General features: G+C 56.1%; 11 protein-coding genes. 5 read left to right on the top strand and 6 right to left on the bottom strand.

Features of this window, described 5'->3' with window-relative positions:
- Positions 1-10: 10 nt before the first annotated feature.
- Both Q0932_RS07395 and Q0932_RS07390 read right to left on the bottom strand, forming a co-directional pair.
- A complete protein-coding gene (locus tag Q0932_RS07395; RefSeq protein WP_299350968.1) occupies positions 11-1354 on the bottom strand; it encodes a sigma-54 dependent transcriptional regulator in 1344 nt (447 codons plus the stop codon).
- Positions 1347-3077, bottom strand: coding sequence for an ATP-binding protein (locus tag Q0932_RS07390; protein ID WP_299350966.1), 1731 nt, complete (start codon positions 3075-3077; stop codon positions 1347-1349). The genes Q0932_RS07395 and Q0932_RS07390 overlap by 8 nt, the downstream gene beginning before the upstream one ends.
- A 182-nt stretch (positions 3078-3259) precedes the next feature.
- Here Q0932_RS07390 and Q0932_RS07385 point away from each other — a divergent pair, with 182 nt between their 5' ends.
- The 5 genes from Q0932_RS07385 (at position 3260) to Q0932_RS07365 (ending at position 8995) form a co-directional block, all read left to right on the top strand.
- Positions 3260-5728, top strand: coding sequence for a heavy metal translocating P-type ATPase (locus tag Q0932_RS07385; protein WP_299350964.1), 2469 nt, complete (start codon positions 3260-3262; stop codon positions 5726-5728).
- Positions 5725-6117: a Cu(I)-responsive transcriptional regulator gene (gene cueR / locus Q0932_RS07380; RefSeq protein ID WP_299350962.1), complete on the top strand. Its 393-nt coding sequence runs from the start codon at positions 5725-5727 to the stop codon at positions 6115-6117. Before Q0932_RS07385 ends, cueR begins: the two co-directional genes overlap by 4 nt.
- A gap of 89 nt (positions 6118-6206) precedes the next feature.
- Positions 6207-7613 carry a deoxyribodipyrimidine photo-lyase gene (locus Q0932_RS07375; protein WP_299350961.1) on the top strand — a complete coding sequence of 469 codons (1407 nt, stop codon included), beginning with the start codon at positions 6207-6209 and terminating at the stop codon, positions 7611-7613.
- A gap of 136 nt (positions 7614-7749) precedes the next feature.
- Complete coding sequence (gene gap / locus Q0932_RS07370; RefSeq protein ID WP_299350959.1) at positions 7750-8748, top strand: type I glyceraldehyde-3-phosphate dehydrogenase; 999 nt, start codon at positions 7750-7752, stop codon at positions 8746-8748.
- A 103-nt stretch (positions 8749-8851) separates the two neighbouring features.
- Entirely contained in the window at positions 8852-8995 is a 144-nt protein-coding gene (locus tag Q0932_RS07365; protein WP_299350957.1) for a glyceraldehyde-3-phosphate dehydrogenase, read from the top strand.
- A 12-nt stretch (positions 8996-9007) separates the two neighbouring features.
- On the opposite strand, the gene Q0932_RS07360 is transcribed toward Q0932_RS07365, so the two are convergent.
- The 4 genes from Q0932_RS07360 to Q0932_RS07345 form a co-directional block, all read right to left on the bottom strand.
- The gene (locus tag Q0932_RS07360; protein ID WP_299350955.1) at positions 9008-11293 is read right to left on the bottom strand and encodes a right-handed parallel beta-helix repeat-containing protein; all 2286 of its coding nucleotides are present in this window, start codon (positions 11291-11293) and stop codon (positions 9008-9010) included.
- 96 nt (positions 11294-11389) lie between these two features.
- Positions 11390-11785: a DUF4864 domain-containing protein gene (locus tag Q0932_RS07355; protein ID WP_299350953.1), complete on the bottom strand. Its 396-nt coding sequence runs from the start codon at positions 11783-11785 to the stop codon at positions 11390-11392.
- A 55-nt stretch (positions 11786-11840) separates the two neighbouring features.
- Positions 11841-12575 (bottom strand): DUF4336 domain-containing protein, encoded by a 735-nt coding sequence (locus Q0932_RS07350; protein ID WP_299350952.1) that lies wholly within the window; start codon positions 12573-12575, stop codon positions 11841-11843.
- 112 nt (positions 12576-12687) lie between these two features.
- On the bottom strand, positions 12688-14331 hold the full coding sequence (locus Q0932_RS07345; protein WP_299350951.1) for a lysine--tRNA ligase: 1644 nt from the start codon (positions 14329-14331) through the stop codon (positions 12688-12690).
- Positions 14332-14359 lie beyond the last annotated feature (28 nt).

Genomic DNA, 14359 nt, shown 5'->3' with positions numbered 1-14359 from the left:
CGCGTTACGGTTACAGAATTGCGCTTTTGTCGAGGCCGAGCTTGACGATTTTTTCGTTTAGCGTTCGCCGCCCTATGCCCAGCGCTTCAGCTGCTGCATCCATTCGACCTTCGTGCGCTTTTATGGCCTTGCCAATCACCTCGCGCTCGAACGAAGCCACGGCTTCCCGCAGCGTGTCTGGCACGTCTTCTGGCAAAAGATCACTGCGGATCGCCTCGGCCATAGATCCCGCACCCCGCCGCGCGGCCAGAACTCGCCGCTCGCACACATTGCGCAACTCGCGGACGTTTCCGGGCCAGTCATGGCCGATCAGCGCTGCCAGATCGTCATGCCCCAATTCCGGCGCGGGTGTCTCCAACACACGGGCGTAATCGCTCAAAAAATGCGAGGCCAGCAAGGTGACGTCATCTCGCCTTTGTCGCAAAGGAGGGAGAGTTAAAACAAATGTGTTCAGCCGGAACAACAGATCCTGTCGCAGCACGCCGTCCCGCACCGCTTGATCAACATCGACGTTGGTGGCGGAAACCACTCGCAGATTGACCGATACCGGACGCGATGCCCCCACGGGTAAAATCTGGCCATCTTCAATGACACGCAACAATTTAGCTTGCACCGGAAGCGAACAGGTGCCGACTTCGTCCAGAAACAAAGTCCCCCCCGAAGCCGCCAGAAGACGTCCCTCGGTCTGCCCTTCAACGCCGAACATCTCGGCTTCAAAACTGTCTGCATTCAATGCCGCACAGTTCAATGCCAGAAAAGGGCGACCCGCGCGTGGGCTCAAATCATGCAGCGCCCTTGCCGCCACTTCTTTGCCAGTGCCGGTTTCACCCTCAATCAAAACGGCTGCCTCCATCGCAGCGAGATCAAGGATTGTTTCGCGCAACTCTCGCACAACCGGCGTGTCGCCCAGCAAAATTCGATCCAGTCCAGAAAGCTGAAACAATCGTTCTTTGAGCCGCGCATTCGACAACTGCATGCGGCATTGATCGGCGGCATGAGACAAAATCGAGAGCAGCCGGCGTGGCTCATACGGCTTTTCAACAAAACTATAGGCGCCATCCTGCATGGCCTGCACCGCCATCGGAATGTCACCATGCGCCGAAATCAAAACCAGCGGCGGCGCGGCACGGCGCTGCACCAAATCCGTCAACAACTCCAATCCGGACATGCCCGGCATGCGAACATCAGACAGCACGACATCAGGCGCCAGATCCGACAGCCGCTCAAGCGCCAACTCGGCTCGAGCGACAGCTTCGGCCACCCAACCCGCCGCAGTCAAAAGTTCAACGAGAGACTGACGCATGGCTTTGTCGTCATCGACGATCAGAATGCGGTAGGGCTGCGGTTTACTCATCACTCTTGTCCTCTGCATCCGGCGCGACCGGGATCGTGACGCGGAATACGGCGCCCCCATCTTTTCCATTCTGGGCGGTCATCTTACCTTTGTGGTCCTTTATAATCCCGGCTGAAATTGACAAGCCAAGACCCATGCCGCGCCCACTTTCCCGGGTCGTGACAAAAGGTTCTTGCAACTCCTGCAACCCCTGCGGACCTAACCCGTGCCCGTTGTCTCGGACCTCGAACCAAGCTGCATCTTCAGATCCTCCCAGTTCCACCCAAACCATTGGGGTTTCACTCTCTTCCACCGCATCAACGGCATTGCGCAAAACATTGGTCATCACCTGCTCAATCCGCAAACGGCTGCCCCGGACAAGAATGGCCTTGGATGGCGGAGAATAGACAACTTCGGTTCCGGTTTCTTCGATGTTCGGCGTCAACAATTCGAGCGCCGCCGTCATCGCCGACCTAAGGTCAAACACCTCAAACGCTTCGGCATGAGGATTGGCGAAAAACTTGAGCTGCCGCGTGATGCCCTCCATCCGGTCCACCAACCCGCCTATGTTGGCGCTCAGCGGTTCGGGGGCTCCGCGCAGTTCTGCCGCGGCAAGATGATTGCGCATCGCGGCAATAGGTTGCCCCAACTCATGTGTTACTGAGGCTGAAAGCTGACCCAAAGCGGCAAGGCGACTGGCACGTTCCAGCTCATCTTGGGCACGGCGCAGGCGCTGCTCTGCCGTCTTGCGCTCACCAATCTCAACCGCAAGCATGGCGTTGGTTTCACGCAATTGGGCTTCCTCGCGTTGCGAGCGTTGCAATCGTCGACTGATCCGGCGCGCACGCTGCACCTGAAAGACAATCAGCAAGGACCCCGCCACCAGTACCACCCCAGCCGTGGCGAGCCAGCTTTGCGTGATCGCCCGGTCATCGGCGGCAAAATAGTGCAACTGCCAATCGTTGGGTAGGTCATCGGCAATCAAATGCAGACGTTCGTCCCCGGCAATTGTGGCCCGCGATCCTGCGCGCGGGTGCCAGTCGAGCGGTTCCATCGGCTCTCCCGGAAACTGGCGCGCCTCGGTGATTTCGTGACGCTTGGACTCGGTGAGCGGAGACAATGTGCGGTAACGCCACTCGGACAAGGACGCGAGCAGGACCACCCCATCGGCATTGGCCAGCACCACTTGTTCACCGGCATTGCGCCAGCTTTCCTCAAGCGCGTCAAAGCTCTTTTTGATTGCGATCACGCCAAGCATGGATTGTTCCGGCCCACGCACACCGTCTGCAATAAAGTAACCAGGCAGGCCCGTCGTGGCACCGATGGCATAAAACCGCCCCTGCCCGCCCGCAATCGCATCCTTGAAATAAGGGCGGAAGGCATAGGTCTGTCCGACAAAGCTGGAGGCCGTTGCGTGGTTTGACGCGGCAATCGTAACGCCGCTTTGATCCATGAGGTAAATCGCGTCCAATCCCGCGCGATCAGAAAACCCCTGAAGCCGTTGGTTCAGCGCGGTCGTGTCTCCCCCGGCGGCGGCCGACATCACGTAAGGGTCGCGCGCCAGAATGTGTGTCAGGTGCGCATAGCGCTCGACTTCATCCACCACGGAACTGCGATAGAGCGATAGTCGGCCCAGTGCCTTGTCTCCTTCCTCGGCAGAGAAATACCCCAAGGAAATCTTGTTCACGAAAATCCCGACAAGGATCGTGACAAGAATAGAAAAGATAAGTGGCCTTGAAACCATGTCACCAACCTGTGGGCCTCTGCGATCCAGACGAAGCTACCCAATTGCGTCTGGGCTGTGAACGCTCTTTCCCGATCTGACTGAGAAAATCACAACCTTCCTGCCACAGGAAGGCTTGCGATGCCTTGACCTTCCCATTACTGGAACCCTTATATCTTGAGCACCAACACCCAGAGGCCCCAATGTCTGCAGACCTTTCCTTGCAATTTGAAATCGATGGTATGAGTTGCGCAGGTTGTGCAGGGCGCGCGGAACGCGCATTGCAATCCATGGCGGGTCAGAGTTCTGCGTCTGTGAATCTGGCCAATGAAACCGGGTTGGTGACCCTCTCGGGTGCAAATGCATGTGACATTCGAGACACCCTGCAATCAGCTGGCTACCCGGCGCGGCAGGATATTGTGACGCTCGAGATTTCTGACATGAGTTGCGCGTCTTGTTCGGCGCGGGTGGAAAAGGCACTGCGTGCGGCCCCAGGCGTTCTGGACGCATCGGTGAATCTTGCGGCTGAAACCGCACAAATCATCCTGTTGCGTGGTGCCGTGAGCGCATCCGATCTGGCACGTATCGTAACCGACGCCGGCTATAGCGCCACGGTGCGCGCGAAAGACAGTTCGCTTTCGTCCGATTTGGCAGACACCGCAAAGCAGACGACAGCGCGGCGCAATCTTATGGTCGCCGCTATTTTGACCTTGCCGGTGTTTGTTCTTGAAATGGGGGGGCATCTGTTTCCACCGTTTCACCACTGGATCATGGCAACGATTGGCATGCAGACCTCGTGGATGCTGCAGTTTTTGCTGACTACCGTTGTCTTGCTGTGGCCGGGGCGTGGGTTCTTTACCAAGGGTCTGCCGCAATTGTGGAAACGCAGCCCGGACATGAACTCGCTGGTAGCCTTGGGTGCCGGATCGGCGTGGGGGTACTCGACAGTCTCTTTGTTCTTTCCGTCGCTTTTGCCCGCTGGCGCACAGAACGTTTACTTCGAGGCAGCCGCCGTCATCGTGACGCTGATCCTGTTGGGACGCTGGATGGAGGCCCGCGCCAAAGGGCGCACCGGGGCCGCCGTGCGCAAATTGGTTGGCCTACAGGCAAAAACCGCGCGCGTCGAACTGGATGGAGAGATCATCGAACGCCCCATCGAACAGGTGCATGTTGGCGACATCCTGCACCTTTATCCGGGCGAACGGCTGGCTGTTGATGGCACTGTAGAAACCGGACGGTCCTGGGTTGATGAAAGCATGATCACGGGTGAGCCCTTACCCGTCGAGAAATCCCCAGGCAGTCCGGTCGTCGCTGGCACGGTGAATGGCGAGGGCGCACTCACCTACCGCGCGACAGGTGTCGGGCGCGACACAATGCTGGCGCAGATCATCACGATGGTCGAGCAAGCGCAGGGCGCAAAACTGCCCGTGCAGGCGCTGGCGGATCGCGTGGTTTTGATCTTTGTGCCCGCAGTGATTGTCATCGCGCTACTGGCCATACTCGGCTGGCTGACAATTGGCCCTGACCCACGCCTATCCCACGCTTTGGTCGCCGGTGTTTCCGTGCTGATCATTGCTTGCCCTTGTGCGATGGGGTTGGCAACACCGACCTCCATCATGGTTGGTACCGGGCGCGCGGCGGAAATGGGCGTTTTGTTCCGCAAAGGTGACGCGCTGCAAAGGCTTGAAGATGTTCGCTTTGTCGCCTTTGACAAGACCGGCACACTGACCATGGGCAAGCCGGAACTGGCCGAGTTACATGTCGCGGATGGTTTTGAACCTGATGCAGTTCTGCGCATTGCGGCCTCGGTTGAGCAAGCCTCGGAACACCCCATAGCACGTGCCATTGAACGCGCCGCATTGGAAAAGGGATTGAAACTGTCAGACGCGCAGGAGTTTACCAGTGTCAGTGGCTTCGGGGTTATGGCCTCGGTGGAAGGCCAACAAGTGATGATCGGTGCCGACCGTTTCATGCGACGCGATGGGATAGACGTAACACATTTCAGGGCTCAAGCAGCGCAAGCCGCAGATCAGGGACAAACGCCGTTTTATATTGCCGTGAACGGTCAAGCCGCTGGGTTGTTGACAGTTGGCGATCCAATCAAGCCGGGCGCCCGCGACGCAATTCGCAAATTGCACGACGCCGGGGTGGGTGTCGCGATGATTACGGGTGATAACCAAGCCACCGCCCGCAGCATCGCTGCCGAACTTGGGATCAGCCACGTCGAGGCTGAAGTCCTACCAGCGGGCAAGGCCGACGTTATTGCCTCGATGCAAGACACCTTTGGGTCGGTTGCCTTTGTCGGTGATGGGATCAACGACGCCCCGGCATTGGCCCGCGCAGATGTCGGCATCGCGATCGGCACCGGGACAGATATCGCCATCGAAAGCGGAGATCTGGTTTTGGCGTCTGGCGATCCCAACGGGGTTCTGAACGCGCTTGAAATCTCGCGTCGCACGATGCGCAATATTCGCCAAAACCTATTCTGGGCTTTTGCTTACAATGTGGCATTGATCCCAGTCGCAGCAGGCGTGTTTTATCCGCTTCTGGGATGGCAACTGTCGCCAATGCTCGGCGCTGGCGCGATGGCTTTGTCTTCGGTCTTTGTTTTGAGCAACGCCCTACGCCTGCGCAGCGTCGCGCCTATTTCATTCGCTGGAGAAACCTCATGAATATTGGTGAAGTCGCAGATAAATCCGGTCTCCCGGCCAAGACCATTCGCTACTATGAAGACATAGGTTTGGTGACACCAAACCGATCTGACAACGGGTATCGGCAATTTCGCGACAGCGACCTGCACAAGCTGACCTTTCTGGCACGTGCCCGCACCTTGGGGTTTTCGATTGAAGACTGCCGCACGTTGATGGCGCTCTACGAGGACGACTCGCGAGCCAGCGCTGATGTCAAATCCGTGGCCTCTCAACATCTTGAACGGATTGACCAGAAGATAACTCAGCTGCAATCCATGCGCGACACGCTCTCGCATCTGGTGGCAGAATGTGCGGGCGACAACCGCCCGGATTGCCCAATACTGAACGATCTGGCGTGCCATCACGAATAGCCGGCTTGCCGAATGGTCCTCATAAATAGCCTCAGCCCTCGACAGCGCCCTCAAGGGTTCTAGTTTGGCAGTCACATAAGGAAGTGACTATGCCCATAGCGATCCATTGGTTTCGCCGAGACCTACGACTATCCGACAACCCGGCTCTGACTGCTGCTGCCAAAGCCGGAGCTGTATTGCCGCTCTACATTCACGACCCGGACGCACCAATTGGAGGCGCATCCAAGGCGTGGTTGCATCATTCCCTCGGCGCGCTGAATGAGTCTCTCAGTGGGCACCTTGTGACCTGTGTTGGCGACCCACGCGACGTTCTGCCCGCTATTGTGCGGGATCTTGGCGCAGAAACTGTGACGTGGACCCGCCGATACGACGCGACCGGGACCGAGACAGACACCGCGATTAAGACAACGCTAAAGTCTGAAGGTGTGGAGGTGATAAGCGCGAATGGCAGTCTGTTGTGGGAACCTTGGGAGGTGCGCAAACCAGATGGCACACCTTACAAGGTTTTCACGCCATTCTTTCGCAAAGGTTGCATGGCCGCACCGCCCCCAAGAAATCCGCTACCGTCGCCCTCACTGACCTTTGCAAACCATGAAAAAGCACCGGCGTCTGTTGATCTTGACCTTACCCCAACACCCCGCTGGGACTGGGAGGTGTTGTCAGGCTGGAGACCGGGCGAAGCCGGTGCACAGGCCCGTTTATCCGACTTTCTGGAAGATGGCCTCAACGGGTACCGACAAGGTCGCGATCATCCATCACTTACGAATGTCTCTCGTCTGTCACCGCATCTGGCTTTTGGAGAGATTTCACCAAACTCTGTCTGGCAAGCCGCCCGTGCACAGCCTGCCACCGAGGATCGGGGGCATTTCCTGTCCGAACTGGGTTGGCGAGAGTTCTCCTATAGCCAACTCTTTCAAAACCCCGACATCGCGACCCGCAATTTGAACGCAAAATTTGACGCCTTTCCGTGGCGGGACGCATGCGAGGCCGAACTGGCATGGCAGCGGGGGCAAACCGGCATTCCCATCATCGATGCCGGGATGCGAGAGTTGTGGCAAACAGGATATATGCACAACCGTGTTCGCATGATCGTAGCGTCTTTTCTGGTGAAGAACCTCGGTCTGCACTGGCGTCGGGGGCTGGCATGGTTCGACGATACTTTGTTTGATGCTGATCCCGCCAACAATCCCGCCAGCTGGCAGTGGGTCGCCGGATCAGGTGCAGATGCTGCCCCCTATTTCCGCATCTTTAACCCCGTCACGCAAAGTACAAAGTTCGACGGCCAAGGCGTATACATCCGCCGATTTGTACCGGAACTCGCGGCGCTTCCAGACAAGTCGCTCCATGCCCCTTGGGAAACCCCTGCTTTGGTATTGAAGGCTGCAAATGTAACTTTGGGCGAGACATATCCCCATCCGATTGCCGATCTCAAAGAATCGCGGCACCGCGCTTTGGCGGCATTCAAAGCCCTGACCCCCCCGTCCGAAACGTCATAAGTCACAAGCGTTAACGCTATCAGATGCTACGGCGTCACGTTTATCGCTAACAAACCGACTTGGCGGTCGTTTGGCGCTTTCCCATAGGAAACACACCTTCTATACCGCGCTCAAATTCAGGACTGAAGGATACGACATGACCGTCACAGTAGGCATCAACGGATTTGGCCGGATCGGCCGTTGCACTCTCATGCACATCGCTGAAACTGCGCGTGACGACGTCAAAGTGGTCAAAGTAAATGCGACTGGCCCGCTGGACACAGCAGCACACTTGATCCGCTATGACTCAGTCCACGGTCGCTTCCGCAACGACGTCACCATCGGCGAAGGCACGATGGATTTGGGTGTTGGCGAAATGCAGATGTACTCGACCTATGACATGGACGAGCTGGACTGGGATGGTATCGACATCGTCATGGAGTGCACCGGCAAGTTCAACGACGGCGAAAGGGCTAAGAAGCACCTTGAGCGTGGCGCCAAAAAAGTGCTGTTGTCTGCACCCGGCAAGAACGTCGACAAGACCATCGTATTTGGTGTCAACGACGACATGCTGGAAGCCTCCGACACGATGATCTCGAACGGCTCCTGCACCACCAACTGCCTGGCACCCGTTGCCAAGGTCCTGCACAACGCCTTTGGCATCGAGTCGGGCATCATGACCACGATCCACGCCTATACCGGCGATCAACCGACACTGGACCGCCGCCACAAAGACCTCTACCGCGCGCGTGCTGCTGCTATGTCGATGATCCCAACGTCAACCGGCGCCGCTAAGGCCTTGGGCGAAGTGCTGCCCGACCTCAAGGGCAAGCTTGACGGCTCTGCCATTCGCGTCCCCACCCCCAATGTCTCGGCAGTAGATCTGACGTTCATTGCACAAAAAGATGTTACTGAAGCCGACGTAAACGCCGTCATGGCCGAAGCATCTGTTGGCGCTATGAAGGGTGTTCTGGGTTACAACGACCAACCTTTGGTATCGATAGATTTCAACCATACCGAAGACAGTTCGATCTTTGCAGCAGACCAAACCAAAGTCACCGGAAACCGTCTGGTGAGGGTTTTGGCTTGGTACGACAATGAATGGGGCTTTTCCTGCCGCATGGCAGATGTCGCTGCCAAGATGGGCAACATCTAAGCCAGATCAGCGCCCGCTTCCGAGCAAACTAGTAACGACAAATCTTGCGCCTCCGGGCGAGCGGGCATATCCTGAGCCCATCGCAGCCGGAGGAGCTTACCTTATGACCAACCCGATCGCCGTTTTCTTGGCTGTCGTGATTCTAGCCGGACTAGGTTTTGACCTGATCTGGCTAAATGGTCAGGCCACCCTTATGTTGGCGCGCAAGTTCTTTGAGCTTGTCGAATGGTTGGCCTTTTGGCGGTAATGACCCGCAACGCTAGTCCATCCGCATCCTGACAGCCACATTTCCGCTAACAGGCTTTTCCCACGTCAAATGAAGCTGGTCTCCACCCGACCCTTGTTCCGTTGTCACATAGGGCACGGTGTATTCAGTTACATTGTTGGAATTTTTTATTTTCCCAATCATTACAACGGATTCAACACTTCGCGCATGCCCCCCAAAAGGCAGGCGATCATCGCTATCCACAACCCATGTCTGCGCTGTTGAGTTCTGGTCATGTTCAATCACAAGAGAGTTGTAGATCGGAGTTTCAACAGCATGGAATGTGTTGACCTCTACCAGAACATGCTTGCCACGGCTCATGCCCAGATCGCCATAGCTCGTATCCACACGATCGACGCGGTCTATGGCGGTGCCTTGTATGGACCGGAACTTGTTGCCTGTTACGCTAAGCCCGGTGATGGAATGCCCCGCACCATGCGGCTTGATCACCAAATAAAAGAACCAGGGAGCGACGTTACCCGACAAAAACACGTTGTCCGTAACGCTGAGCGCAGAAAAGGAAAAGCCGCTGGTGAAGTCAGGTTCGGGATCGTATTCGTTGGTCCACTCGATCGAACAGTTGTCGACGTAGTTGCCGTCAATGGTGGTCGAACAATGGGACTGAGTCAGAATGATACCGGCGGTCCGCAATCCTGCTGTTTCATCATCCCCTTGAAAAAAGTGATTGCCCGTGATGATCGAGTTCGCCCCGCCTGATACATAGAAGTGACGGAATTGGCTGGCCCGGTTGTTGCGCACTTTCACGTCATTGGCGTTTGAGTTAATCGCCACCGAAACCCGATCCTGCGCCGGGGTCCCACCTTCGGCGGTGGTAAAGTTGAACCGGTCGATCAGCATGCCCTTACAGCCATCCCCGGGCGAGGTGATGCCGCGGTGTTTTGGCTCGGTGAAAAAGCAGTCCTTGACGTGAAAGATCAACCCCTTGATCGCCATCAGAATGCCGCTGGCCTTGCTGTTGCACAGGAAATCCACGTCAGAAATCACAAAGCTGCTGAGCTTCGCAAAACCGCTGAAATCCAGCACATATTTATAGCGGGTGAACGTATAGTTCTGTGTCCCAACCGCATCGAACAATGGCTGGCTGAGCGTCAGCTCCTGCGTTGCTTCATTCTTACCGCGCACATACACCTCGCGCCCGACACCGTTGCCCGTCACCAACGACCCGATTTGGACGTTGGCAACGTTGGTCACATTGCTCAGCGTGCGGTCATTGCTGACGCTGTAGCTGCCAACAGATGTGGTGACTTCTGGATCCCAAGCTGTGTCACCTGCCACATAGAACTGACCATTGCGAATGACGCGACGTTGGGCGTAGGTGGAATTGTTTGAGACCGCCGCCTGCATGTCGATCGGTTCCGTCACCGTGACACGGCGGCCACCCAGATCCAATGTTTCATGGTCCGAATTGTTCAACAGCGACTGAAAGGCTTTCTTGAAAACCAGAGACTCATCGCCAAACGCTTCGATGTAACTGGGCAAATCAAAGTTCTTGGTCAGCGACAGGTACTTGTCTTCAGGCATGACCACGGTGCCCTCGAAAACCGCACGTGTGTCAAATGTCACGTTGTCGCCAAGGTAATACGTGCCCTCGGATACTAACACCGATCGCCCACCAGCATCTGCATTCGCCGCCTCAAAGGCAGGCGCGTCATTGGTGACACCATCGCCAATGGCGCCATAGTCACGTACATCCACCCAGTTCATCATGCTGCGCAAAAAAGCTGAGGTGATGTCTTCAATCACGATGTCATCAATTCGGACGAATCCGCCATTCGACCCCGTCAGATCAAGACCGAAATGGCCATAGACTGGCGCATTGCCCCAAACCATGTCCACGCCGCCCCGGTCTCCGGCACCGACTATGGCGTTGATCTCGACAACCTCACCGTAGCTGGTCAACGTCTGCGATGGTCCGGTTGTGGTGATCCCGGTAACAGAGTTACCGGACCCATCGCCCGCCCAGGCTGCGATACGAACCGAGGGTAAATTGCCGCTCACGGCCTTTACACGTGCCGTCACGCGCAAATAGCAGCCGGGCAAAATCGGCGTCTGCCCCATATGACGCAGCTTTTGCGTGCTTTCTGTTTTGACCATTTCCAGACATCCGCTGAAATCCTGATCCGCTGGCACATAGGCTGCGTTGATCGCATTTTCATAGGTGTCAGACCCCGGAGTCCCGTCCCCGCTCGACCATACATCCAGACCGTTCGCAAAAACTGGCGGCATCAGCAGCACGCCATCCGTAATCGCTTTGTTCATGATATCCCTTTCCAAACTACCCGAGCCGGGTTTCGCCTCATGAAAAGGGGAATATCAGTCGCCTGTTAATGGCGTACGAGAGCACCGTGACGGTGGTCAGGCACCGGCGCGCGGCGCACCCAAAATCTGAACGCTGTTGATGCGCCAAGCGCCATCGATACGAACCATTTGATAATCAAGAACGTGCAAAACGCCTTGGCCATCGCGAATGAGAACGCGTTGCCAAAGGTTGCCCGCAATCTCGCGACGATCCAGAAACCGCACTTCATCAGGACGCCAAACCATCGGGTATCCCTGCCGCACCATTTCGGCAAACGTGTCTGGAGCGCCGAAAAACTTCTGGATTGAGGGGCTGGCAAAAGAAAATGCTGCCATAGCGTCTTCATTCTGAAAGGCCTCAATTTGTGTTTCGATGGTCTTCTCTATTCCGGTCTCAGCTGCAACCACAACTGGCGCCCAAGCCATCAAAGCCCCTGCAATCCAAACGCGCATGTCCGTGTCCTCCTGCATTAAGAGGTAGGTCATCCGCAAAATCGGTCAAATTTAGCTATTTCAGGACGAAATAAAAGGCACGCCGCAACTCGTGCTCGGCATCTTCTTCGAACCACCTGCCATGCGCGATGATTATGCGCTCCGGTCCCCATTCAATCATTTGCTGAACAGCTTCCCGAAGTTTGGCATAGCGGCCTCGGAACGTCGCCCGCATGTCGCGTGGCATCTGGCCATCCGGCGCTAGAATATGCGCGGGTTTCGCTAACAATCGCATCCACCAGGGGATGTGTGATGCTTCGAAATTCTCTATCAGATCGGTCAGCACAAGCGTGCGCGAGGCCCTGTGAAAAAATACTGCCTCATGGTGAATGCGGCTACCTTGAACGACCAATTGATCGATCTGATCAATCCATCCAATCTCGGCCCGATCAACGCGCAAGTCGTGGTCGAATGAGATATCCAGTCCGCGAGATAATGCCCGTTTTGCAACGCCCGGTGCCGCGTAAGCCTGTGCATCCGGAAATGCCGCCTGCCACGCTTGGATATGCGCATAATGAATCCAATTCGGCGCGATAAGAAACGCGACACGACCCAAAGACCCTAACGAATTCGCCAACGTGTCATCAAACTGGGTAGGCGAATGCAGCCAGAGGTCTCCGTTTTGCAGTCGGACAACCGTCATGCGCGTCGAAAACGGCATTCCATAGAACCGGATCGCGGGACCATCTACGATCCAGATGTCCTCACCAACAGGTTTCAATGTGTTTAAGGGCTCGTAACCGGTCACCATACCCAATACTGCACCGGTTAAGACGAGCGAGCAAAGCAAAGCTCTGACTTGGGATCAAAAAAACGCGCGACGGTTAAGACGCGCGTTCAAAAGATTTGCGGACGCCCAGCGACTAAAACAGCTCTCCGGCCAAAGCTTGCTCAATCAGCGTCACAGTTTCTTCAACGCCGTATAGCGCAATGAAGCCGCCAAAACGGGGGCCTTGAGACGCGCCCAACAGCACTTCGTAGATCGCGGTGAACCAGTTGCGCAAAGGCTCAAATCCATTGTTCTTGCCAATCGCGAAGACCACGGACTGAAGAAAGTCCTCGTTGCCGAAATCCGCTTCGGGCAATGGGTCGTCGTTACCCATCATCGCGTTTTTGGCGGCGATCGCAGCCAAAGCAACTTCACTGGATTTCAACGCTGCCGCCAGCTCTTCCAAAGCTTTGCGCTCTTGATCGTCCGGTGCACGATAGACTTTGGCGGGTTTCACAAAATCATGGAAATAGCGCACTGCGTGACCGGCGGCCGCGTCCAGACCGGGGTGTGTTTCCGCTGTTGCGTCAGGTGCATATTTATTGATGAAGCCCCAGAGCGTTTCTTTGTCTTCGGCATTCGACACCGACGCGATGTTCAGCAGCATCGCAAATGGCACCACCATATCCGATTGCGGCACATCGCCACTGTGGATATGCCACACCGGGTTGTTCAGCTGCGCCTTAAGGTCCTGCCCATGATAGGCACGCAACTGTTGATGATACTCATCCACGGCCTTCGGGATCACATCGAAATGCATCCGCTTCGCAGTCTTGGGCTTTTGGTACATGAAATAGGCCAGCGACTCGGTTGAGGCATAAGTCAGCCACTCATCAATCGACACACCGTTGCCCGAGGTCTTAGAGATCTTCTGACCGTTTTCGTCCAGAAACAGCTCATATGTGAAATGCTCTGGAGCGCGCCAGCCAAGGATGCGGCAAATCTTGTCATAGATCGGCGTGTTTGTGCTGTGATCTTTGCCATACATCTCGAAATCGACCTCCAGCGCCGCCCAGCGGGCGCCAAAGTCCGGCTTCCACTGCAGCTTCACGTTGCCGCCTGTGACCGGAAGGGTCCATTCTTTGCCGTCTTCGTCGTCAAAGGTGATTGTATGATCGGCCGCGTTGACCTCTTTCATCGGGACATACAGAACCCGGCCTGTCTCGGGGTGGATCGGCAGGAAAATCGAATAGGTCTGCTGACGCTCTTCACGCAATGACGCCAGCATCACCGCCATGATGTCATCGTATTTTTCGACCGCGCGCTTCAAAACCTCATCAAACGCGCCCGAGCCATAGAACTCAGTCGCCGAAAAAAACTCGTATTCGAAGCCAAAAGTATCCAAGAACCGACGCAACATAGCGTTGTTGTGATGGCCAAAGCTTTCGTGCGTTCCAAACGGATCGGGCACTTTGGTCAACGGCAATTGGAGATGCTCCGTCAAACTATCCGAGTTCGGAACGTTGCCCGGAACCTTGCGCATCCCGTCAAGATCATCTGAAAAACAGATCAACTTGGTCGGAATGTCCGAGATCACCTCGAACGCCGTTTTGATCATCGTTGTCCGCGCAACCTCACCAAAGGTGCCGATATGCGGTAGACCCGAAGGGCCATACCCAGTCTCAAACAGCACATACCCCTTTTCAGGCGGCTGCTTTTGATACCGTTTGAGAACCCGACGCGCTTCTTCAAAGGGCCAGGCTTTTGAGGCGAGTGCGGCGTCGCGTAGGTCAGACATATCCATCTCCGGAAGTTCTGGGCGCAGG

Origin of the sequence: uncultured Shimia sp. (genome assembly GCF_947498095.1) — a bacterium.
GTDB lineage: Bacteria > Pseudomonadota > Alphaproteobacteria > Rhodobacterales > Rhodobacteraceae > Shimia.
Note: the sequence above shows the minus strand (reverse complement) of the source record. Positions and strands in the feature narration are given on the sequence as shown.